General features: G+C 39.7%; 22 protein-coding genes. 8 read left to right on the top strand and 14 right to left on the bottom strand.

Features of this window, described 5'->3' with window-relative positions:
• Positions 1 to 13: 13 nt before the first annotated feature.
• From HNP77_RS07815 to dnaX, 4 genes are all read right to left on the bottom strand, one after another.
• Entirely contained in the window at positions 14 to 925 is a 912-nt protein-coding gene (locus HNP77_RS07815; protein WP_184652614.1) for a hypothetical protein, read from the bottom strand.
• A 99-nt stretch (positions 926 to 1024) separates the two neighbouring features.
• Positions 1025 to 1612 carry a recombination mediator RecR gene (gene recR, locus HNP77_RS07810; RefSeq protein ID WP_184652613.1) on the bottom strand — a complete coding sequence of 196 codons (588 nt, stop codon included), beginning with the start codon at positions 1610 to 1612 and terminating at the stop codon, positions 1025 to 1027.
• A 16-nt stretch (positions 1613 to 1628) separates the two neighbouring features.
• The gene (locus HNP77_RS07805) at positions 1629 to 1925 is read right to left on the bottom strand and encodes a YbaB/EbfC family nucleoid-associated protein (protein ID WP_184652612.1); all 297 of its coding nucleotides are present in this window, start codon (positions 1923 to 1925) and stop codon (positions 1629 to 1631) included.
• 32 nt (positions 1926 to 1957) lie between these two features.
• Complete coding sequence (gene dnaX, locus HNP77_RS07800; RefSeq protein ID WP_184652611.1) at positions 1958 to 3748, bottom strand: DNA polymerase III subunit gamma/tau; 1791 nt, start codon at positions 3746 to 3748, stop codon at positions 1958 to 1960.
• 465 nt (positions 3749 to 4213) lie between these two features.
• Here dnaX and HNP77_RS07795 point away from each other — a divergent pair, with 465 nt between their 5' ends.
• The 3 genes from HNP77_RS07795 to HNP77_RS07785 all read left to right on the top strand — a co-directional run bounded on the left by HNP77_RS07795 (position 4214) and on the right by HNP77_RS07785 (position 7111).
• The gene (locus tag HNP77_RS07795) at positions 4214 to 4435 is read left to right on the top strand and encodes a hypothetical protein (RefSeq protein WP_184652610.1); all 222 of its coding nucleotides are present in this window, start codon (positions 4214 to 4216) and stop codon (positions 4433 to 4435) included.
• Between the two features lie 157 nt (positions 4436 to 4592).
• A complete protein-coding gene (locus tag HNP77_RS07790) occupies positions 4593 to 5078 on the top strand; it encodes a DUF8052 family protein (protein ID WP_184652609.1) in 486 nt (161 codons plus the stop codon).
• Between the two features lie 56 nt (positions 5079 to 5134).
• Positions 5135 to 7111 (top strand): carbon starvation CstA family protein, encoded by a 1977-nt coding sequence (locus HNP77_RS07785; protein ID WP_184652608.1) that lies wholly within the window; start codon positions 5135 to 5137, stop codon positions 7109 to 7111.
• Here the strand turns inward: HNP77_RS07785 and HNP77_RS07780 are convergent.
• From HNP77_RS07780 to HNP77_RS07770, 3 genes are all read right to left on the bottom strand, one after another.
• A complete protein-coding gene (locus HNP77_RS07780) occupies positions 7108 to 8016 on the bottom strand; it encodes a metallophosphoesterase family protein (protein ID WP_184652607.1) in 909 nt (302 codons plus the stop codon). The two genes, HNP77_RS07785 and HNP77_RS07780, sit on opposite strands and share 4 nt — an antisense overlap.
• Positions 8013 to 8711, bottom strand: a complete 699-nt coding sequence (locus HNP77_RS07775; protein ID WP_184652606.1) for a hypothetical protein — start codon at positions 8709 to 8711, stop codon at positions 8013 to 8015. The genes HNP77_RS07780 and HNP77_RS07775 overlap by 4 nt, the downstream gene beginning before the upstream one ends.
• A 113-nt stretch (positions 8712 to 8824) precedes the next feature.
• A complete protein-coding gene (locus HNP77_RS07770; RefSeq protein ID WP_184652605.1) occupies positions 8825 to 10246 on the bottom strand; it encodes an ATP-dependent 6-phosphofructokinase in 1422 nt (473 codons plus the stop codon).
• A 261-nt stretch (positions 10247 to 10507) separates the two neighbouring features.
• Between HNP77_RS07770 and HNP77_RS07765 the strand changes: the two genes are divergently transcribed.
• Both HNP77_RS07765 and HNP77_RS07760 read left to right on the top strand, forming a co-directional pair.
• Positions 10508 to 11572, top strand: coding sequence for a DUF2804 family protein (locus HNP77_RS07765; protein WP_184652604.1), 1065 nt, complete (start codon positions 10508 to 10510; stop codon positions 11570 to 11572).
• A gap of 12 nt (positions 11573 to 11584) precedes the next feature.
• Positions 11585 to 13633 carry a hypothetical protein gene (locus HNP77_RS07760; protein ID WP_184652603.1) on the top strand — a complete coding sequence of 683 codons (2049 nt, stop codon included), beginning with the start codon at positions 11585 to 11587 and terminating at the stop codon, positions 13631 to 13633.
• A gap of 174 nt (positions 13634 to 13807) precedes the next feature.
• On the opposite strand, the gene HNP77_RS07755 is transcribed toward HNP77_RS07760, so the two are convergent.
• Complete coding sequence (locus tag HNP77_RS07755; protein ID WP_184652602.1) at positions 13808 to 14371, bottom strand: DUF308 domain-containing protein; 564 nt, start codon at positions 14369 to 14371, stop codon at positions 13808 to 13810.
• 190 nt (positions 14372 to 14561) lie between these two features.
• Here HNP77_RS07755 and HNP77_RS07750 point away from each other — a divergent pair, with 190 nt between their 5' ends.
• Positions 14562 to 15167, top strand: coding sequence for a YgjV family protein (locus HNP77_RS07750; RefSeq protein WP_184652601.1), 606 nt, complete (start codon positions 14562 to 14564; stop codon positions 15165 to 15167).
• Positions 15168 to 15270: 103 nt separating this feature from the next.
• Here HNP77_RS07750 and HNP77_RS07745 read toward each other — a convergent pair whose 3' ends face one another.
• The gene (locus HNP77_RS07745; RefSeq protein ID WP_184652600.1) at positions 15271 to 16158 is read right to left on the bottom strand and encodes a TatD family hydrolase; all 888 of its coding nucleotides are present in this window, start codon (positions 16156 to 16158) and stop codon (positions 15271 to 15273) included.
• Between the two features lie 58 nt (positions 16159 to 16216).
• Between HNP77_RS07745 and HNP77_RS12440 the strand changes: the two genes are divergently transcribed.
• Positions 16217 to 16351 carry a hypothetical protein gene (locus HNP77_RS12440; protein ID WP_281393463.1) on the top strand — a complete coding sequence of 45 codons (135 nt, stop codon included), beginning with the start codon at positions 16217 to 16219 and terminating at the stop codon, positions 16349 to 16351.
• Between the two features lie 84 nt (positions 16352 to 16435).
• Positions 16436 to 17224, top strand: coding sequence for a DUF554 domain-containing protein (locus HNP77_RS07740; protein ID WP_184652599.1), 789 nt, complete (start codon positions 16436 to 16438; stop codon positions 17222 to 17224).
• A 52-nt stretch (positions 17225 to 17276) separates the two neighbouring features.
• Here the strand turns inward: HNP77_RS07740 and HNP77_RS07735 are convergent, their stop codons facing one another.
• The 5 genes from HNP77_RS07735 to thrS all read right to left on the bottom strand — a co-directional run bounded on the left by HNP77_RS07735 (position 17277) and on the right by thrS (position 23886).
• Positions 17277 to 17651: a hypothetical protein gene (locus tag HNP77_RS07735; protein ID WP_184652598.1), complete on the bottom strand. Its 375-nt coding sequence runs from the start codon at positions 17649 to 17651 to the stop codon at positions 17277 to 17279.
• Between the two features lie 306 nt (positions 17652 to 17957).
• Positions 17958 to 19586: a chaperonin GroEL gene (gene groL / locus HNP77_RS07730; protein ID WP_184652597.1), complete on the bottom strand. Its 1629-nt coding sequence runs from the start codon at positions 19584 to 19586 to the stop codon at positions 17958 to 17960.
• A gap of 158 nt (positions 19587 to 19744) precedes the next feature.
• Positions 19745 to 20755 carry a hypothetical protein gene (locus HNP77_RS07725; protein WP_184652596.1) on the bottom strand — a complete coding sequence of 337 codons (1011 nt, stop codon included), beginning with the start codon at positions 20753 to 20755 and terminating at the stop codon, positions 19745 to 19747.
• Between the two features lie 263 nt (positions 20756 to 21018).
• Entirely contained in the window at positions 21019 to 22041 is a 1023-nt protein-coding gene (locus HNP77_RS07720) for a hypothetical protein (RefSeq protein WP_184652595.1), read from the bottom strand.
• Between the two features lie 78 nt (positions 22042 to 22119).
• Positions 22120 to 23886 (bottom strand): threonine--tRNA ligase, encoded by a 1767-nt coding sequence (gene thrS, locus HNP77_RS07715; RefSeq protein WP_184652594.1) that lies wholly within the window; start codon positions 23884 to 23886, stop codon positions 22120 to 22122.
• Between the last annotated feature and the right edge of the window lie 47 nt (positions 23887 to 23933).

Raw genomic sequence — 23933 nt, 5'->3', positions numbered from 1 at the left:
AAACCTCTGTCAGCTAAAACCGTGTAATTATGCCAAGTTTAACGTCAAGCATGGGATAAAATTTCTCCAGCAGAAACGGCCATACAACATCTGCTCCTGCCTTGAACCCTACATAATCATAAATAAAATACTCGTAATCAAAGCCCAGCCTTAATTCCGGGTAATACCACTCCGTACTTTCTGAATGAAGATCATTTTCATAATCAAACTGAAGGTCTTTTATATACAGAAGCCCTGCTCCTGCATGAAAATTAAGCTGATCCTTTTCGTATGTAATGACTTTTACTTCAAAAAGCGCCCCCGCACTGAACTGCTGTCCGTGAAGCTTATAATGCGGCATGTTCTGCCTGAGCAAATTCCAGTTTCCGTAAGCCCCTATTCCGAATTTAACCTGCTTTGAACCTAAAAACAAATACTCTGCCGTTACACCTGCTCCAAAAAAATTGAATCCGAAGCAGGCGTCAAAATAACTGGCAACACAGCCGTCAATAAATGTGGGAGAATAAAAAAGCCTGTAAGAAGCAGAAAAATTAAACTTTGCATCAAGAGGATTAAAAGTTCCGTTTGCCCTGGTTTCTTCATCGGTAGATAAGACGGTTTCTCCCTTTCCCATACCGGTTCCGTCATCAGGCACGCTTCCCTCTTCAGGGATTTCTGAAGGTTCATCATCAAATTCCCTGAGTCCTCCAGGCCAGTTTTCTGCATTATAAAATGTATCCGGGTCAGAAGGGTCCGTCATCTGCTGATTTGAAGGATTACCGTTCTCGTCTTCAGGTAAAAAAGCCGAACCATTGGTAAAATAAGGGTCATTCTGAACTTTTTCTATGGAAATTCCCTCTGCATGAACGGCTGCCGGCATAAAAAAAGATGCTGCCGTAAGTATGAGGAAACCTGTTTTTCTGCAGTTTTTTATGAAAAAATTCATGCGACTATATTCTAATGTAAGAATCAGCAGAATTCTAACTGCAAAAGCTGTAAAAGGATATTATTGAAAAAAAGAATTTACAAAAGAGTACTCAAAATATCAGAAAGCGGACCTTCCCCTGAAACTTCTTGCAAGAGTAAGCCTGTCCGCATATTCAAGGTCTCCTCCTACAGGAAGGCCGGAAGCAAGCCGGGTAACAGTAATTTCCAGAGGCTGAAGCAGGCGCTGAATGTAAAGGGCCGTCGTATCTCCTTCAACAGTAGGATTTGTGGCAATAATGACTTCCTTTACCCCGTTTGCCTTTACCCTTTCAGTAAGTTCCCCGAGCCTCAGCTGAGCAGGACCTATTCCTTCCAGAGGAGAAATTACTCCGCCGAGAACATGAAACAGACCGTTATATTCATGAGAGTTGTTTATTGTCGTAACATCCTGAGGCTGCTCAACTACACATATTATAGAAGAATCCCGGGTAGGATCGCTGCATATCGGACAGGGCTGGTTTTCTGTCCATGCACCGCAGATATTACAGGGATGAATCCGTTCTTTTAAAGAAACAAGTTGAGAAGCAAACCTTTTTATAAACTCATCATCAGCTTTTAAAACATGACTGGCAATTCTTAAAGCTGATTTTTTTCCGATTCCAGGAAGTCGGGAAAAACTTTCTGCAAGTTCATCAAGGGCATTCATAGTTTCAGAAATTCCATCAGATATTTAAGCCGCCAAGCATCGGGCCAAGCTGGCTTTTTAAGGTTTCCTGCATTTTTTCCATGGCATTGCGGTGGGCAGCCTTAATCAAATCCTGAAGCATGGGAACATCACGATTATCTACGCATATAGGATCAAGAATTATATCAACAAGTTCAAATTTACCGTTAAGCCTAACCTGAACCATATTACCGCCGGCACTGCCAGTAACTTCAACTTTAGAAATCTCATCCTGAGCTTTTTTTAACTGTTCCTGCATTCCTGCAAGATTCTTCATCATAGAAAAAGGATTCATAAATTCCCCTGTATAAATAAAATAATTAAGCCTTAGTATCCCAGAACAGTTCCCTTAAACATGTTTCTGAGCATTTCTACCTTAGGAGGAAGCTGTTTTTTTACGGCAGCATCTTCCCTCTTTTTAAGTCTGACTTCAAACTTTACGGTTTCTCCAAAAGCAGGAGACATAAAGGCAGATATCCTTGAAGAGGCATTCCTCAACTGAACCTGCTCATATTCATTGCCTGCTTCGCAGGAAACCACGGCTCCATTTTTCTGCCAGTTTTCCGTCTGAAGTATTGCACTTGCCAGCATGGCATCATTTACAGAAAACTCTGCAACCATTGCATCCCTTACTTTTTCAGGCGTTGCATCCTGAATTGCAGGTCTGTTTTCTGCCGGAGCAGATTCTGCCTTTAACTGCGGTTCGGGCTTTAACTCCGGCTCCAGTTCTGTTTCTGGAGCAGCCTGCCACTCACTGCCGTCGTATTCATCTTCCGCTGACTTATTTAACGGCGGTTCAGCTCCGCCTTCAGGAAAAGAATGACTGCCCTGACCAGACTCCGGTGCACTTCCGGAAAGAGCCGTAAACACAGGCATTCCACCAGGACGGCTTACAGAAGGCTGTCTTCCCTGAACAGACGGCTGTTCTGCAGGAGTTCCATCTGAATAAGTCTGTATTTTTCTAGGATATGCAGCAGTATCAAGCAGAGGTTTTACTCCGTCTACAGCTTTCTTAACTTCAGCTGCAGAAACATATTCCTTTAACCAGCAGAGCCTGCTTAACGCCAGCTCAAATTCGTAGCGGGAATTAAGGGAATAGCGGATATCCCTGTACAGATTAAGGAAAATACTCAAAGCCCTTTCTATCTGAACTGAAGACCAGGCTTCAAGAACATCTTTAGAAAACCTTTCTGCACTCTGACCGAGCAGGGCTTCTTTTTTTACTCCGTTCTTTATAAGAAGAAGGGAACGCAGATAATCCGTACAGTTTGAAATAAGCTGTTCTATGCTTACACCGTTCTGAAGATATTCATCAAGTTTAAGGAGAGCAGTCTGACTGTCTCCGTTTATGCAGAGGGTAAAAAGCTCGTTAAGACGGTCAACTCCAACCAGACCAAGCTTATCGCGGATTTTTTCGTAAGTAATTTCACCGTCACTGAAAGCTGCAACCTGATCAAATAAAGTATAACTGTCACGCATTGAACCGCCAGCTTCACGGGCAATCCAGTATAAAGCTTCGTCCTGAGCTTTCATTCCCAGTTCTGCGGCAGCAGCAGCAAGCTGTTCCTTTACTTTTTCTACAGGAACAAGCCTGAAGTTAAACTGCTGACAGCGGCTCTTTATAGTTGCCGGCACTTTCTGAAGTTCAGTTGTAGCAAAAATGAATATTACATATGGCGGCGGCTCTTCTATTGTCTTTAAAAGCGCGTTGAATGCCGAAGTAGACAGCATGTGAACTTCATCTATTATATAAATCTTATAGCGGCAGCTGTTAGGAGGAAAAAGCACCTCATCCTTTATCTGGCGTACATCATTTACGCTGGTATTTGAAGCACCGTCTATTTCTATTACATCAAGAGAAGAACCTGCAGTTATTTCTTTACATGCAGGACACTCTCCGCAGGGAGAAGCGGTCGGTCCCTTTGCACAGTTCAAAGCCTTTGCAAGAATACGGGCCGTTGAGGTTTTTCCGCAGCCACGGGGACCAGAAAACAAATATGCGTGAGCTATTTTTCCAGACTGTATGGAATTCTTAAATGTCTGTGCAACAAATTCCTGACCGACAAGATCCTCAAACCTCTGCGGTCTCCTTCTGGTTGCTGTTACTTCGTATGCCATATAAACTACACTAAAAATAATAAAGTAAATAAAAAATCTGCCTGCTTCAGATAAAAAAAATACAGCAACCAGACTATACTGACAATCAGCGCCAGGACGGCGCGTCCAAATTTCTGCAATTAAAATACCGTAGGGGATGACCAATAAGTTTGAAATGTCATTGCCGTACTTGATACGGCAATCTATAAATGCTTATATTATAAATAAATAGATTTTCGGGTCGAGCCCGAAAATGACATAAAATAAACTTATTGGACAGCCCCTACAGGTCAGAAAATTACAGGAGGTAATTTTCTGACCTCAGGTACTTCGTATGCCATAGGGGAGAGAATACCATAAATAACGTTATTTAACAAGAAAGACTCTTTTTAGTTTTACGGCGTGTTAATTATCTGGTTTTTTAATTTGAAAAAATTCGATTCAGACTTATAATTTAAACCATTCCAAACAATAAAGAGGTATTTTATGGCAAAATCAAAGGACTACTTTGGACTCGGCAGGCTTCTCAGCCTTATTCTCGCAATCATTCCTTTTACATCATGGCTTTTCGGCTTCCTTACCCGTGCAAGCGAAGGAAAAATAATTGCTGCAATCCTCCGTATCTTCTTCGGCTGGTGGATTGTATGGATTATTGACCTTTTCTGCATGCTCACAAAAGGAAAAATCTGGCGCGCCCTTAACTGCTAGAAACAATAAAACAACGGTGCCTTTTCTGCAACAAAGTTTTTTCATTATTGATTTAAATTCAATATTCCATTGAAAAAATGTAAGTGCAAGTTTCTACTATAAATATTGAATAAATGCGTACGCTGTCGATATTATTTATAGAAACAAAGGTACCGGCATGAATTGCGAAGAAGTTCTTTCACGTTTACTTGAATCTTATAAAAACTACTACGATGTAAGCACCTCTGACTGCACACCGCCTTTCTGTGCCCAGGCAGAATTTCATTCCACAAACAAACAGTATATTCTTGTAAAGGCTGCTAAAGTTTCGGAAAGCCAGTCCAATGAATTTGTATTCTTTTCCATTCAGAAACATCTTACAAAAGAAACCCTTTGCATGCTGGAAGAAACAGCATGGAATGAAGGATTAAAAAAGTTTACCGTAAAAGCCGGTCACAGAAACTCAGACATAACCCTGATAATAATCGCAGAATCCGCTGACAAAGACGCTCTTGCCCGGCTGAAGAAAATACACCATTACAAATCCTACTGGCTTACTTTCCGGGGCTGGTCAACATTCAGCGCAGCTCTCTTTTTAACGCAAACAAATACTTTTTATTCTAATAAATTTGGAAAATCACTGAAAAAACTTTTTCCAAAATGAAATGTTAAAAACAGGTTTTTTCCTGCTTAAATATTTTTACAACTCGGAGGAACAAAATGACAGCATTATTAATCATTATTGCTGCTATCGTTCTGCTTCTTGCCGGCTACATTTTTTACGGAAGCTGGCTCGCAAAGCAATGGGGCATTGATCCCCTCAAAAAAACACCGGCTGAAGAAAAAACAGACGGTATTGACTACGTACCTGCAAAACCGGCAGTTCTTATGGGACACCACTTTTCTTCAATCGCAGGTGCAGGTCCTATCAACGGACCTATTCAGGCTGCAGTTTTCGGTTGGGTACCAGTATTCCTCTGGTGTGTTTTAGGAGGAATCTTCTTTGGCGGCCTTCAGGATTTCGGTTCTCTCTTTGCTTCCATAAGGCATGACGGAAAATCTGTTGGAGAAATCATAAAAGATTCAATGGGAAAATTTGCAAAGAAACTTTTCATAATCTTTGCACTTCTCGTACTTATTCTTGTAATAGCATCCTTTGTAAATGTAGTTGCAGGAACCTTCTTTACACCGTTCAAAAAGACAGTCACAGTAACTTCTGCCCAGACGTCAGAAGCTGTAACAGCCGTACTTAAAAATGCAAAAACTCCTTTTGCAGGAACCTGTGAATCAGACGGTAAACTTGTAATTACAGTTACCGGAGAAACAAAAGCTGATGCAGAAGCTGCTGCCGGAAAAATAAACAGCACCCTTTCTGCTGCAGGAATTTCTTCCGACGTTTCAGCAAATGAAGCTTCTACAGGAAGTTTAATTTCTACCGGAAGCCGTACCGGCAATAATCAGACAACAGCAATGATTTCTATCCTGTTTATTGTTCTTGCCGTACTCTACGGAATTCTTACAAACCGCTGCGGAGTTAAAACTCTTCCGGCTACCCTCATCGGAATTGTCGCAATTGCTGCAATAATCATATTCGGACTTAATTTCGGTCTTGTCCTTACCCGCAATACCTGGATTGTCATTATCGGACTTTATATAGCCGTAGCTTCACTTATTCCGGTATGGATCATGCTTCAGCCTAGAGATTACCTCTCAAGCTTCCTTCTGTATGCAATGATGGCCGTAGCCCTCTGCGGAATCGTATTTGCAGCCTTTACAGGAAGTGCAAGGGGAGTTAAATTCGATCTTCCTGCATACACAGGCTGGACTCAGAGCATCGGAAACCTTTTCCCTGCCCTCTTCATCACAGTTGCCTGCGGTGCATGTTCAGGCTTCCATTCCCTTATTGCTTCCGGAACTACATCAAAGCAGCTTGATTCAGAAAAAAATGCAAAGGCAATCGGTTACGGTTCAATGCTTATTGAATCAGGACTGGGAATCATATCTTTAATTGCAATCGGTATTGTTTCTTCAAAATTCCTTATTAAAAACCCGGAAACAGGAATGTGGGCTTTTGCAGGTTCTCCGGCTACAGCCTTCGGAAACGGTATTGCCCTTATGTTCGGTGCAGAAACAACAACCATCTACAACACCATCACGGCTCTTCTTACTCTTGCAGTTTCTGTATTTGCCCTTACATCCCTTGACTCAGCTACACGCTTAAGCCGCTTCATGTTCAGTGAACTTTTCCTTAAAGATGATGAAGAAACCTGGAAAGATGCAAAAAATCCTGTACGCAAAATCCTTGCAAATCCTCTCGTAGGAACAGCATTCATGGTTATTATTGGATGTATTCTCGGCGGTCTTAAACTTTCTGCAATCTGGGGTCTCTTTGGAGCAGCAAACCAGCTCCTTGCAGGAATTGCCCTCCTTGCAGTAGCAGCATGGCTCGGTCAGGTTGGAAAAAACAACAAAATGTTCATCATACCTATGGTATTCATGCTTGCAGCAACCCTCACACAGCTTGTATTTACAATCATCAAGCAGACCGAACTTATTAAAAAAGGTGCTTTCTCAGCCCTTGATCCTGCATGGGGTCACTACTTCCAGCTGTTCTTTGCAGCAGCAATGGCAATCCTTGCAGTAATTCTCGTTGCAGAAGGAATCAAAACTTTTGCAAAACAGTTAAAAAAGAACTAATACTCTAAATCCGGGTGGCTTACAACGCTGCCCGATTTTTCATCCACCGTCAGCAGGGTAAATGCCCTGCTGTACAAATATGAAGAAATAAGATGTTCTTCAAAATTCCCGCAGTCATAATGCTTTGTCCTGTGGGCATGACCTTCAAGAACAAGTTTTACATTATTCCTAGCAAACAGAGACATAAGTAAATTCCTTTCCATGGAATTCTGAATGCACAATTGAACTATTCCGCCGCAATACAGGGGATAATGCATGCTTACGATTTTAGGTCTGGTATCATTTTCCATCGTCTCTGAAAGAGAATCCAGCTGAGGCTTTCCTAAAGTTCCGTTTCCGGTATCAAGAAAATACCAGGACATTCCCTGAGACTGAGAATCTGATTTTGTATTGAAAACATAAAAAGAAGTATCAGGATAAACCTTCTTTTTCCACACGCTCCACCCGTGATTGTAAAGATCATGATTTCCTACTATTGAATAAGAGGTAAAACCGTGTATTCCGGCCTCTTCTGCAAGGTCCGCAAGTTTATCCGCAAAATTATTGTATTCTTCCGCCTCTTCTTTATGTCCGCCGTCAAGAATATCCCCAAGACAAATCATAAAGCGGGGTTTCAGGCTTTCGTCATCAGAAGCAAGCTGCTTTTTAAACCATTCATAAAAAGCTTCATCGTCCCTGTCTGTCCTTTCTGAACCGAAATGAAGGTCTGTAACCACAAGTACGCTGTATTTTTCTCCGGTAGTTTCAGAAACAGAATCTGGAGAATCAATGACTATGATTTCTTTTGCCCTGTCTTCTACATCTTCTCCAAAAACAAACCAGTAAAATCCCAGATTACAGGATAAAAACAGACAGCAGGCAAGAACAAGAAAACAGGCTGCAGCAAAAGCACTCTTAACTTTCAAAACCTTACCCCCATTGCAACCCTGAACTGGGATGACTCAAGATGATTTACAGCTGCCATCTGATCAGTAAAGCATACTTCAGCCTCAGTCTTCAACGAAATGCCGGCATTAAAATCCTGTCTGACAGAAAAAGTAAACACAGATTCCGAAGCAGAATTATATCTGTACATTGAATGAAACCCGTGACTTACAAAAACAGTCGTTCCCGTTTTAAAAACTTTTCCTAATGCAAAGCAGGCATCCGGTTCAATTTTAGAAGTGCTTTTAATCACCGAATAAATATCCGTGTATTTATATTTCAGCCAGGCTGCAGTCCTGATGAAAAAGCCGTAAAGGGATTTCCACTCAAAATCAATTCCCCATAAAAAATCCTGTTCACAGTAACAGTCATGATACTGAACATGATAAATCATATCTGTTCCAAGACGTTTTATACTGCCCTTTGCATTTTCAAACTCAAAGGGAAAATATTCCCCCTTTAATGTAATATCCGTAAGTTCAGCCCCGGACTGAAAGCCTGCTGTTAAATTGACTTTATTAAACTCCGCCCCGTAAGAAAGAGAAAGAAAATTTTCTCCGCTTTCCATTCCTCTGTCCACGGAATGCGCAAAAGTATAGAAAATTTCCTGCCTGACCTGAGAAAAAGAAGGCATACACAGCAAAAGACAGAAAACTGCCGTTGTAATTTTTTTCATCATATAACAGTGTAATACCTGCCAGGTATATTTTCAAAAATAATTTTTATCAAAAAAAATACCTGAACCATAACAGTCCAGGTATTCATTATAAAGCCATGCTTAAAAAATGCTTATTTTTTCATTGCATTTACTTTTTCAAGACGCTTGAGAGCTTTTTCTTCTGCTTCCTTGCGGTCTTTTCTAAGTTTTTCAAGCACTGTGTTGATGTTGTTTACCATATAAATCGGCTGAAGAGTTGCATCAAGACAGTCTCTCCACAGTGAGCTTTCCGGATCTACAACATTTCTCTGAAGTGTAGCCATACTGATAGGAATATGAACATACTTGTCATGAACAAGACCGATAACAATCTTTGTTTTTCCTGCCATAGCTGCATGAACGGCATTATTTCCAAGACGCTCGCAGTAAATTGAATCGTTTGCTGTTGTTACAGATGCACGAACTTCATAACCAGGATCAATATACTTAAGGTTAATCTGAATGTTTTTCTTAGCAAAATATTCATTGATTTTGTCACGGAGATATACACCGATATCTGCAAGCTTTTTATTACCAGAAGCATCTGTTGCATTTGTTGCTGCAAGAAGTTCCTGTCCTGCACCTTCTGCTACTACGATAACTGCATGTCCGCGTTTTTCAAGACGTTCCTCAAGGTGATGAAGGAATCCGTTAGGTCCGTCAAGTTCAAACGGAACTTCAGGAATAAGACAGAAGTTTGTTTCATGAGAAGCAAGGGCTGTTGCCGTAGCAATAAAGCCTGATTCACGTCCCATAAGTTTTACAAGACCGATACCGCCGATCTGAGACTGAGCTTCCATGTGAATTGAGTTTACAGCCTGAGTAGCCTTCTGTACTGCTGTTTCAAAACCGAATGAACGGTCAATAAACTGAAGGTCATTATCTACAGTCTTTGGAATTCCTACAACTGCAATCTTAAGTCCGCGACGTTCAATTTCGTTTGCAATATCAAGAGAACCTCTCTGAGTTCCGTCTCCGCCGATGATGAACATCATGTTAATGCCGAGACGCTCGATTGAATCTACGATATCTACAACACGGTCTCCGCCACCACGGCTTGTACCAAGATAAGTACCGCCGATTTTATGAATATCATCAACTACACGAGGATCAAGATCTACTACATCGTAACCGTTTTCTGCAAAGAAACCCTGATATCCGAATTTAATACCCTTAATGCGGCGTACTCCATAGCGATTCCACAGACAGCGTACAACGGCACGCATAACATCGTTAAGACCAGGGCAAAGACCGCCACAGGTACAGATACCTGCAGTTACATGAGCAGGGTTAAAATAAATGTATTCACGAGGTCCGGCCTTTTCAAGATATGTAGATTTAGGATCTGTTTCTTCATCATCTTTATTAAAAACGTTGACTCTATTACGAATAAAAGACGTATCACGCACATAATTAGCACGGAAATCACCGTAATTCTGTGAAAGTTCAATAGGAGACTTTACTTTGCACTCTCCCAAAGATTCAACTGTAAAATCATATTTAATGTTTCCCATAAAACACCTCTTTATAGAAAATAACGCAAAAAACGTACACTACAACATATACCGAAGCCCCGAAAAATTCAACACGTGTTTACAAAAATACCCATACAAACCTGTAAAATCTTTATATTAATTCAATAATTTTGCATTTCAGACCATCACAGGAACTACACTACCGAACTGTAAAAACCTTACAGGACTGACATTAACAGGCCTTATATGCTATAATGAAAAATTATCATCATATAGAACAATCTCTAACGGGAGTAGATTTTGTATACACGAGAAATACTGGAACAGCCCGGGAAATTCATAAAAAACGGAATTCCTGAGTTCGGAACTTTTAAGGGACACCCGGACAGGCTGGACATCAGGGGAGTAAAAAACCCCTATTCATTTCATTTTCCTAAAGTCCTGAGCAATCTGCGCATAAAAAGCAGGCTTTCTTTATATTTCAGTCTGGGCGAATTTATCGGTCACATTAATTTTCTTGATGCAAAGGTTTTCGGTTTTGCCGAAGTCGTATTCTGGAATGCAAAAACACTAAAAAAATTCGTCTATCATTCAGTTATGGGACCAAGAAAACGTTTTGTTCCCCACGACATGAACACTGCCGCAACAGGCTGCTACAGAAAACACCGCTACATCCGCATAAGCTGGGACAGAAAAGCCGGCCGTATCTCTGCAGTATTTAATCTGAAAGGAGACAGCGTAAGGCCTTCAGTAAACGCAACACTTACAGGAACCTTTACAGATTCCCTGAGTTCCGAACTCACATCAATTCTTCCGTCTCCAACAATGAGAAGATGTACCGGAAAATACAATGCAGGCTTTAACCTTCACGGTTCAATTACAATAATTCCTAAAAAACAGCCCGGTCAGACAATGACAGACAGTCAGGGCTTCGGATTTCTGGACATAAACCGAACCTATATGAAAGTTCACAATGAAGGGGAATTTATAACGGGAATAGGATGTTATGACGAAAAACCTGTTCTCTTCAGGATTGAATCAACTTCCCAGGAAGCCGTAAATCCTGATAAATACAACGGCAATGTTCTTTTCTACAATGGAGAAGTAACAGTTTTGCCGCCTGTTGTCATAACTCATCCTTTCGGAATTAAGAAAAACTGGGTCATTCAGGATACAGAAAACATGATTGACTTAAGTTTTACACCATCTTCCGATAATATAAATAAAGTCAGTATTTTTGTTCTGAAAGCCGAATACAACACTATCTTCGGAAAACTGGAAGGTACTCTGGCTACAGCCGGAGGTGAAAAAATCAACTTCAAGAGTTTTGACGGCATCGCTCAAAAATACAAAATCAGGCTTTAACCGGAGTATTTTATGGCAAACAGCGATTCAGAATTCAAAGCATCAAAAACACTGGAACCAGGAACTATTGATAAAATCCGACAGAACATCGGTCCTATTGACCCGCTTGAAGCTCAGTCGCTGGCAAACAAACTCGGAGGAGAGGTTTTAAGGGAAAGAGCCTCAGCTCCTGATACGTCAAATATGCCCCGTCACAGGCAGCACACAGAAGTAGTCCGGGCAACCGGCAGAAGTGCTTCTGACATATCTGCCGCCAGCGGTGCATTATCATCAACAACAAACAGAACACAAATGGCAAGCGTAAATCAGATTGTAACAACATCTACAGTAAAGAGAAAAAAGACAGAAGAAGACCTTCCGGCACTAACTGCAAGGGATCTTAAACTTATTGACCGGGTAATGATGGATCCGGAATACGACATAAAACCTAACCTCGGACTGTTTAACTTTCTGTTCAGGATTTCTCAGAAAAACCGCGAAAAAGTTACGAAGAAATTCGGTGAATACACTGTAAAAAAACATATTGAGCACATGCAGGCTTTCATCAGTACGATAAAGACCTTCATTCAGCTTTCGCCAGATCATTACAAAAGCAAGATTGCTACAGAAACCGACCTTAAATTTAAATTCCTCCGCACCATAGGAAAATGGTCAATGAGGGACATAAAGGTTCTGGCACTGGACGTAGAAAATGCTGCCGACAACCTTACCGTATCCATGCTGATTCCTTTTGTAAGGGCCGTATACCATGAGCTCATTACGATTTACTACATTGGTGAACAGCAGATTCCAGCACTCATTAAAGAAATCTACACTGACATTACAGCTTATCCTGATGCAGATAAGGCAAAGATGCAGATGCTGGCAAAACAGGGCATTACTGAATGGATTTACATCTACAATCAGGTTATAAAAGGAATGTACCCTCTCCTTATGAGGATGTGTACCAGTGAATATGTTGAATTCCCGAGATTCTTTACGGCTCAGATTGCAAACATCCTTCAGTTTGTAAACCATACTAAATTTGATCTTCTGCTTCCGGAAAAAAATAAAAAGAAGCCTGAAGACGATAAAAAGAAAACTCAGGAAGAAGCAAAGAAAAAGCTTGAACAGAACCGTCACGTTGCCGGTAAAAAAGATGAGCTTGTTATTTCAGGACTTAAGATGCTTGAGCAGCTTTTCCCTAAAGCAGGCTTTTCTGCACTGGACGCCCATCCGGACATGTATCCTTATTTTCAGCCGCTGTTTGATTTTGAAGACGGATTCAATATGCTTCATCCGGAAAACCCTCTGCAAGTTACAGTTGTGCTTATCAAGATAATCGAAGAGTTCCTTCAGGGATGCCGCAACATTGACTTTAACATCAAGGCTGACGAAAAACTTTCAGAACTGCCGGACGACTTCAACCTGACTTTAAGTGAATGGGCTTCTTATCATGAAGATCTGTTTGATAAAAAATACTGTGACTATTTTAAGAACTACGTAAACTCCATTTATTCTCAAAAAGATTATGCACGGACCCAATACGGAAAAGAAACTTTGAATAACTTTTTGTGGAGGGCAAAATACTGGTTCCTGCCGCACTATAAATTCAATGCACCTATTCTTCAGAAGCCGTCAAATGACAGCAGGTACAAGCCGCTGTATGCAAGAACCGATTACCTGCGCACGGTATTTACTACCCTTGTTCAGAGAATCGACCAGAATGCAGCAGGCAAAAAAACTGTTCTCGGAATAATGAATCCGTGGGACAGATATCAGTTTGACCTGCCGAACGTAATTTCTAAACGCCTCGATGTTCTTCTTGGAGCAAAACGTCCTGACGATGTTACTAATGCAACAAATGCAAACCTTATAAAATATACCCTCTGCATGATCAGCGTTCTTGACTGGTGGATAAACAATGCTTCAAGTCCTGCATACACCACAAGTACGGAAAACCAGTACCGGGTTTCTGCAAAAGACGGTTCTCCGGAATTCAGCGTACCTGTAAGAACTGACCAAAACACTCTGTTTGCCGAAAACATAAAAAAATCAATGGCAGCCAGAGCAAAAAAATAGAGAGAAAAAAAGGGGCTGTCCAATAAGTTCAAAAAATGTCATTTTCGGGCCCGACCCGAAAATCTATTTAATTACAAGACAAGAGATTGCCGTGTCGAGCACGGCAATGACTCATACTTACACGGCAATGACTCATACTTATTGGGCAACCCCATTTTTTTACAGATTCATTATTTATTCTTCATCAACAACTTCGTATTCAGCTTCCTGAGGAGCATTTCTGTAGCTGTACACGGCAAAAGCTGCTCCGCCAAGCATTGCGGCAACACCAAGAATCCGCACGATAACGACACCTACTGTCTGGGCACGAATTATAAGCAGAAGAACTCCTGCTGCAATCAAAACCATAGCCCTGATAAACATCCGCTTTACATCAACATTCAGTTCATTAAGCCTTATGATAAGATAAAACTCAGAAGCTGCACGGCAGAAAAAGAATATCGCAATTATAATCATTATAAGTTTAAGTATTGCCATTCCTGCATTCAAAAAATAAACCGGAAGAATCACTGCAAGAAGTCCGCAGACAATCGTAAGAATACATTTTACTATTGTAACCGTAACAAATACCTGATCATCAGAAACTTTACGAAAACCCATAAGTTCACTGATTCCGTTTATAATTGATGCCGCTCCCAGAAGAACTATTGCAACAAGAAGCATGCTCACCGGATTAATGCACATAAGCATTCCAACAACAAAAATAAGGATTCCAAAAATTAAATTTATATTTTTCATACAGTTCTCCCTTATAGTCCGGATACTTACACACCAGCGAGTGTACTTTCTGTTTCAATTGATAATATACATTAAGACGATATAATTAAACAATAACGTTTTTACCTAAAAAATTTTAAATTTTCCTTTCTTATTGGATATATTGGGTGTATACTATACTTCCGTCAAAAAAAATTTCAAAGAGGTTTTTATGGATCCAAAAGTTATTCTTGAAATTGTAGGTTACATCGGTTCAGTGCTTGTTGTCGTTTCTATGCTCATGACTTCTGTCGTAAAGCTGAGACTCATCAACATGATCGGAAGTGTCATTTCCATCGTATATGCTGCAATTGTTCACGCATATCCTCTTGCAATAATGAACTTCTGTCTTGTTGTAATTAATGTATACAACCTTTACAGACTGCTCCATACAAAAAAAGAGTATTCTGTCGTACAGGTCAGTGAAGATGATGCCTTTGTAAAATTCTTCATTGATGAATACAAAGCAGACATTAATAATTACTTTGCTGATTTTACAAGTCTTTCCGGCTGCAACAGCGTACACCTGGTATGCTGCGGAACAACTCCTGTAGGAATTATTGCAGGTTCTGAAACTTCAGGAACAGACCTTAATGTAAAACTTGACTACACAGTTCCAATGTACCGTGACTGCTCTGTCGGAAAATTCCTTTATTCATATCTTGCTTCTAAAGGAATCAGGCACCTTCAGGCAACAGCAGACTGTGACAGCCACAAGCTTTACTTAAGCAGAATGGGCTTTACATACCAGGACGAAACATTTACAAAAGAACTGTAACCTCTCTTTTTAAACAAAAAATCCATCCTTCAGCTGCAGCAGAAAACTGTAACAGCCAGGATGGATTTTTTTTATACTTTTTCATATCAGCAGGAATTATTTTTTAATTCAAAAATAATTTTTTAAAATTCTCATCTACTGCAGAAGAAAGCTTTGGAGTAGAAACTCCTCTTTTTGCTGCAACATATTCATAGATATAATTAATATTCAGCGGAGTATTTTTTGAACTCTTCAACGGAACAGGCGCATAATAAGGAGAATCAGATTCAATCAAAATACGGTCCTTTGGAACATAAGTTACGATTTCTGCCATATCCTCAGCACCGCGTTTTCCGGCATAAGTAACGGCTCCGCTAAAACTTATGTACCAGCCCAAATCCAGAAAAAAATCAAGTTCTGACTTACTGTAAGAATATCCGTGAATAACTCCTTTATTCCATTTGACAGCTTTTAATACATCTGAAGTCTCTTTAAATCCTTTGCGGGAATGAACTATAACCGGCATGTTTAGTTTTTTTCCAAGGGTAAGTTCCAGTGCAAACAGATCCCTTTCATCAGAAACAGTCTGACTGTCAAAGTAATCATGGTCACGTCCTTCATATTCAACTGATTCCCAGTCATGATCTATTCCGCAGGGACCTAAAGCTACCAGACGGGAGGCAAATTCATCATCTGAATCTTTAAATGACGTAATGTTTTCTTCCAGTTCAGCTACATAATCATAACGGTTTTCTACAGATTCTAAATCCGGCATTACTCCGGCAGAAAAATAAAGCATCTGACGGACAGCAGATTTTTTTATTTCATCTTCCATAAGTTCCGTACATTCACGCAAAACATCTGCACGATGCCAGATATCATGGGCTTTTATTCCTGAATCCATTACAAACAAAGGTTTTGAAGCAGCAACCTGAGATAAAACTTCTGCTCCATAATCCTGCCCTTCATCTTCAATCATCTGCGTAAAATTAAACAATAAATCTGAATACATAAATACAGTTTACTATATTTTTCCGTGTTTAACAAAGAGTTATGAAATCTGTAAGCGGATGCTGGAAATTCTTCTGGCCATTCAGATAAAAAAAATCTGCTACATTGAAACAGAAAAAACGCTGGAAAACTATTATGAATCCAGAGGCATCAGGCTGGATGTTTATGTAAAGGACTCATTGAGGAAGTTTTAAGCATCATGAAATAATTCCCGCACAGAAATATAGGCTTGAGTACCATATCCAGTTACTTTATATTTATTAAAGTGAGGATTCTATATGATTGCTGTATTTGTTAACTGCGCTACGGTACTGGCCGGTTCAATCATCGGATTATTATTTGCAAAAAAAATTCCGCAAAAAATTACGGATGCCATACAATTAGCCTGCGGACTTGTTTCTTTTATTATGGGAATCCAGATGGCATTTAAATATCAGAATGTTGTGTATCTTGCCCTTGCCCTGATTTTAGGAGGAATTACAGGAACTCTGCTTGATATTGACGGAAAAATACTTGCCTTCGGAAAACTGCTGGAGAGAATTTTCATAAAAAACAAATCAAAAGAACAGAATTCCATATCTAAAGATACCGCCGGACAGCATGAAGAACAGTCTGCTCCATCTTTTGAAACCGGACGCCCTAAAAAGAACTTTGCCTACGGATTTTTAAATGCTTCCGTACTTTTCTGCGTAGGAGCCATGGCAATCGTCGGCAGTTTTAAAGCAGGAATCGAACACGATTATTCAATTATATTTTTAAAATCAATTCTCGACGGATTCATTGCAATAGGTTTCACTGTAGCAATGGGGGTTGGAACAGCTTTTTCGATAATTACCATTTTTCTATATCAGGGATGTCTGACTTTACTTTCTGTTTTAATCGCTCCGTATGTGACAGAACAAATGATAGCCGAACTTACAGGAAGTGGCGGCGCCCTGATTATTTTAATAGGAATTAATCTTATGGGAATAAAAAAAATAAAAACCGCAGATTATCTTCCTGCGGTACTTTTCAGTGTAATTTTTGTTTTATGTGAACCTATTATAAAGGGAATTATATCAGGATAATCGATATAACTTAAGAACAGGCTCCTTAACAGAACCTGTTCTTCTTTTAAAACTACATAAAAAAATCAAAACACTTGCCTGCAGCTTCAAGCAGTCTTTCGACATATCCTTCTAATGCTTTCTGCTGATTTTTAGTGAAATCATATTCTTCCATATCAGCTTCAGCTAAATCTTTATACTTTTTTACAATACGCTCATACTTTTTAGAAGCTTCTTTAGAACTAATTTCATGATTTTCAAAATCTACAACAAGATCTTCAAGTTCGCCACAATAAGATTCATAGCGAGACAGATACCGTTCTTCTTTTGATAAACTTGAATAATAATCATCATCACTTTCACAAGTAACAACACCAACTACAACACTGACAAGAACAATTACTGCCCCTGCAATTGCTGCAATAATTCCAATCTTCTTTTTTTCCATTTTCACTCTCCTTTATTCTAAAATCTACCGCATCTGCAAATCACAATTCTGGTACACTTACTTCTATAGCCAAAGCTTAAATGCATAACCGTCATAATGACTCTTACTTACATCTGACATAAAAATTTTCTCCTCCTTTTTTTTTCAGAAGGGATGTACTTTAAACATGTCAATGTTTAAAGTACTCCATTGCTATAGTAATGGAGTTGAATAAAAAAAAAGGCTCCCGCCTTCAATTAAGAAAGCAGGAGCCTTCAGTTAAAAGACAGGACAGCATAAATTAACTGTCCCTATCTAGATTTTACCTTAGTATCCCATTCCACCCATATCTGGAGCAGCTGGAGCTGCAGCAGGCGGTTCAGGAATATCTGTAATGGCACATTCAGTTGTAAGAAGCATGCCGGCAACAGAAGCTGCATTCTGCAATGCACAGCGGGTTACCTTTGCAGGGTCAATAATACCTGCATCCATCATGTTAACCCATTCACCCTTTGCAGCGTTATATCCGACACCAGGTTTTTCATTCTTAGCCTTGTCTGCAATAACAGCACCGTCTACACCTGCATTTTCTGCAATCTGACGGATTGGTTCTTCAAGAGCACGCTTAACAATCTGGAAACCAACCTTTTCGTCTCCGTAAAGATCAGCCTTGTCTGCATCAAGAACTTTGCTTGCTTCGATAAGTGCAAGTCCACCACCAGATACAATACCTTCTTCAAGGGCAGCACGGGTTGCAGCAAGCGTATCTTCAACGCGGAACTTCTTTTCTTTCATTTCTGTTTCTGTAATGGCACCGATTTCAATTACGGCAACACCGCCAGAAAGCTTTGCAAGGCGTTCCTTAAGCTTTTCCTTGTCATAATCAGAAGTAGACTTTTCTACGGCAGCCTTAATTTCTGCAATGCGGGCAGAAATTGTATCCTTATCACCAGCACCGTCTACGATAGTTGTATTGTCTTTATCAATCTTAACAGACTTAGCTGTACCAAGATCTTCAAGGGTTGCACTTTCAAGTTTAAGGCCAAGATCCTTAGTAATAACTTTTCCGCCTGTAAGAATTGCAATATCATTAAGCATTTCCTTTCTGCGGTCACCGAAACCAGGAGCCTTAACGGCAACACACTTAAGAGTTCCACGGATAGAGTTTACGACAAGAGTTGTAAGAGCTTCACCGTCAACATCTTCTGCAATGATAACAAGAGGTCTTCCTGTCTGAGCTACTTTTTCAAGTAAAGGAAGGAGGTCCTTCATAGTGCTGATTTTTTCGTCGTGAATAAGAATGTATGGATTTTCGTAATTGCATTCCATTCTGTCACGGTCATTTACAAAGTAAGCATTGATGTAACCGCGGTCAAACTGCATACCTTCTACAGTTTTAACAGTTGTATCCATGTTCTTTGATTCTTCAACAGTGATTACACCGTCTTTACCAACCTTTTCGATAGCTTCAGCAAGAATTTTACCGATTTCAGGGTCATTGTTAGCAGAAATTGTTGCAACGTGAGTAATATCATCATTACCCTTAACTGCGCGGCTGTTCTTTTTAACTTCTGCAATGGCAAGAGCTGTTGCCTTATCAATACCGCGTTTAATTTCAATTGGAGTCATTCCGGCAGAAACTGCTTTAAGACCTTCACGAACAATAGCATAAGCAAGAACAGTAGCTGTTGTAGTTCCGTCTCCGGCAACATCATTTGTCTTTGAAGAAACTTCACGAACAAGCTGAGCTCCCATGTTTTCAAAAGGATCTTTCAGCTCAACTTCTTTTGCAACTGAAACGCCGTCTTTAGTAATAGTTGGAGAACCATATTTTTTGTCCAGCATAACAAGACGTCCGCAAGGTCCAAGTGTTACCTTAACTGCCTTTGCAATCTGCTCAACACCGCTGAGCATCTTTTTGCGTGCTTCTTCACTGTAAACTAACTGTTTAGCCATTTTATCTGCTCCTATTTATATGAAATAAAATACAATTTGTTACTGCACAAGATACTAAAAATCTGACAAATAGGCAAATTTTTTTTCTTCCGGGCATAAAAAAAAGCAGCTGCCTTCCTGTTTTAAGGAAAACAACTGCCCTCAGAACTAAGAAAAACTTAGCGGATAACTCCGGCTGTTGCTAAAGCATCCTGAAATTTAACCATACATTTGTAAAGGTCGGATTCATCTGCTACTACATAAGTCAAATTATTTTTGTCATCATAGAAAGAATAACCAATGTGCATATACAATGGTGAAGATTTAAATACTTCCATATCAGCTTCTGTTCCTGTGCACATTTTCATAAATTCAGCATAAGTAGCAGAAAGTTTCTCTATTACTGCAGCATTAAGTTTTCCTTTATAACCAATTGTAAAATCAATAACACACTTTCCACCAAATTCTCCGGAATCAATAGAAGAACCTGCATACAACACAAATTTTGCATCAATATTACTTGAGTTTACATATTTAAGGAAGTTGTCAAACGAATCTGAATCATCTATAAAGTTTTTATCTACATTTAATTCAGCCTTTGCAACAAACCCCATTGCCATCTGCATATCTTTTATAACTGATGAAGCAGCATCTTTTCCAAGAAGTTTCTTAGTATCAATACCAAGTTTTGCTTCATAATCAGCATCTATTAAAAGCTCTGCACTGCTTTCATCATCAGAAGAATTCTTTATGCTGAAAAGTCCGGCACTTACAGGAACTTCAATATTAAGGCCCATCTTTGCAAAAGACTTAAAAGCTTTTTTTGGAAGGTTAATAGTAAAATCAACCTTTCCATTTCCAGTTGTTTTATAAGAATTTTCCAGCTGTCCGCCCTGCTCTTCAACTCTTATTGCAAATGCATCTACTTCATCAGAAAGTGCATCTCCGCAATCTTCTACAGCAGAAAGAAATTTTTCATTTGCATTAATATTCATAAAATAAGTCATAAAAGGATCCGATGCTAAACCAGCACAACTTTCCTTATAAGCCTTAAAACTTTCTGCATCAGTAATAAACTGTTTTGTACCGGATTTCTTTAAATCCTTTGCCGAAATCTCAGAAATTTTTGTCTGTCCCCAGGCCATTGCCGAAACAACAAGCGTAACTAATGCTACTGCAATTTTTTTCATTTTTTTCTCCTTTAAAGCCCTGGCGGCAAATCGCGTGATTAAAAATCTCGAATAGCAGTTGCCGGCTTTAAAATGCAACTGCCTCTGATAAAAAATACACAAAGATACGGGCATCTCTAGAAATCCACTAATGTGTATTTCTAGAGAATGCCGACGAGTTTTAAGTCGTTGTAATGTCACGACTTAAAACATCGCTCTTTCAGAGTTATCTCTAAAAATTGCAATTTTTAGAGATTCCCATACTTTTTATCATGCCTACTTTTTTAATAATTCAAAGAAGTTTCTACATTCTGCAGAACTTCCTGTAATTTACACATACATTCATACGGATCTGATTCATCAACAGCAACATAAGTCAACTGGTTTTTATCATTATAGTATTCCTGTCCGATATGAACTGTAAACGGAAGACTTCTAAAGAGTTCTTCATCAACTTCCGTCTCTGAATCAGAAAACAGATTAATTAATTCACCATAAGCAGTTACAACCTTTTCGATTACATCTTCAGTCAGATTTCCTTTATAACCAAAAGTAAAGTCTGATATGACCTTTCCGCCCGTTCCATCTGAATTAAATGCAGAAGCACCATATATTGCGATGGAAATATCTGCCGTTGCAGAATTAACGTAATCAAAATAACCGTCAAGATCAAAATCAGCTGGTAAAATATCATTATCTGCATTTACATAAACTTTTCCATATACTGCAACAGAAAAGCGTAAATCCTTAAACATCGATTCTGCTGCCTGCTTTCCGAGAGCTTTTGCAGGATCCAAAACAACAGAAGCTTCGTAATCAACATCCAGAGTAATATTTACATTATTTTCATCTGCCGTATCCGCACTTAGTGCAAACACGCCCTTTGTTGAAGGAAGATCAATAGTGAGTCCTGTTTTTTGAAGAGGCTTAAAGGCATTTTTTGGAAGTTTCAGTGTAAAATCAACTTCTCCATAACCTGTATTTTCGTAAGCAGCATCAAACTGTTCTGCCTGACGGCTCAGTCTTATATAAAACTCTTCAAATTCCTCAGAAATGTTATCTCCGCATTTTTCAATTGCAGAGACAAAATCTTCATTTTCGCCGGCATTTAAAAAAAATCCAATCAGGGGATCAGCTGCAATCTTATCTGTATATTTTTCCTGAAATTCCTCAAATGACTCTTCATCCGTTATAAAGGTTTCTGCCCCGGACTTCTTTAACTCCTTTGCGTTATACTTAGAAACATTTAAAGCAAAAGCCAGACCTGTTGCAGCGAGCAAAAACATACATAGTACTGTTTTTTTCATTCATTCCCCCTAAACAAAAAAAAGACCGGCAAAAAAAATGTAAAAGCATCTTTCTGTCGGTCCTCCATTTTTTTTTAATTAGATTCCGTTATAGTGAGTACGAACTTTTTCAAGTACGTATTCCTTAAATTCTTCTATTTTCATTGTCTTCTGAGGCAGTTTTGAACTGAACCTGAAGCGTACCGTTACAGTTCCTTCATTCTGTTCATTTGCACCGACAACAAGAATATAAGGCGTCCTGTGCTCTGTAGAAATCATCTTAATCTTGTTCTTCATGTTGTCATCATCTGTATAAGCGTTTACGCGGATTCCTGCAGCAGCAAGTTCATCTGCAACTTTCTGTGCATAATCTGCAAACTCAGGATTAACAGGAACAACTGCAGCCTGTTCAAAATGAAGCCATGCAGGGAATGCTCCGGCATAGTTTTCAATAAGGATTCCCATAAAACGTTCAAGAGAACCAAGAACTGCACGGTGAAGCATAACCGGATGATGTTTCTGATTGTCAGCACCAATATACTGGGCATTAAGACGCTCTGCACTAGGAAGCTGATAGTCAAGCTGAATGGTACCACACTGCCACTCACGACCAAGAGTATCATAAAGCTTAAACTCAAGTTTCGGTCCGTAGAATGCTCCTTCACCAGGCTGAATTTCATATTCAAGACCGGCTGCGTTACAGGCTGCACCAAGAGATTTTTCTGCACGCTGCCAGGTTTCAAGATCACCTACATGGTCTTCCGGCATCGTAGAAAGTTTTACAACAAGATTCTTATCAAAACCAAAGTCCTTATAAACATCCTTAAGGAGTCGACAGAATTTTGCAACTTCACTTTCTACCTGTTCATCAGTACAGATGATATGTGCATCATCCTGAACAAAGCCTCTTACACGCATAATTCCGTGAAGAGTTCCGCTAGGTTCATTTCTTACGCAGTGACCAAACTCTGCAAGACGGAGAGGAAGATCCTTGTATGAACGTGAGCGGCTGTTAAAAATTTCAAGGGCACCAGGACAGTTCATAGGTTTAATAGAAAAGATTCTCTTTTCTGATTCTGTTACGAACATGTTTTTCTGATAATGACCCCAGTGACCGGAGCGTTCCCACAGAGAGCGCGGCATAACTGCAGGAGTATTAACTTCCTTATAGCCGTCTGCAAGAACCTTCTGCCTCATATAATCCTGAAGGGTTACATACATCTGCCATCCGTTCGGGTGCCAGAAAATCTGTCCCGGATCTTCAGGATCAATATGGAAGAGATCCATCTGTGCGCCAAGCTTGCGGTGATCACGTTTTTCTGCTTCCTCAAGCATTGCAAGATAATCTTTAAGATCATTTGGCTTGTAAAAACATACTGCGTAAATACGGGTAAGCATTGCTTTATCGCTGTCTCCCCTCCAGTATGCTCCGGCCATTTTTGTCAGCTTAAATGCCTGTCCGTTTATCTCTTTTGTTGATTCAACATGAGGTCCGCGGCAAAGATCAAGATAACCGTCCTGTTCATAGGTAGAAATAGTTTCTCCATCAGGAAGATCCTTAATAAGTTCAATTTTATAAGGCTGATCAGCAAAAAGCTTAAGAGCTTCTTCCTTAGAAACTTCCTTTCTTACAAACTGATGATTTCCTGCAAGAATCTTACGCATTTCTTTTTCTATTGCTGCAAAATCTGCTTCTGTTGGCTTGGTATTGGTTGTGGTAGTGGAAAAATCAAAGTCATAATAAAATCCGTTTTCAATAGCCGGACCGATAGCGATCTTTGTACCCGGATACAAATTAAGAACGGCTTCTGCCATTACATGTGCACAACTGTGCCTTACCATCTGCAATTTTTCATCAACTGCCATTTTCAATACCTTCTCTAATATAGAAATAAAAATATGTTCGTCTAGGT

Source organism: Treponema rectale (genome assembly GCF_014202035.1).
Classification (GTDB): domain Bacteria; phylum Spirochaetota; class Spirochaetia; order Treponematales; family Treponemataceae; genus Treponema_D; species Treponema_D rectale.
Note: the sequence above shows the minus strand (reverse complement) of the source record. Positions and strands in the feature narration are given on the sequence as shown.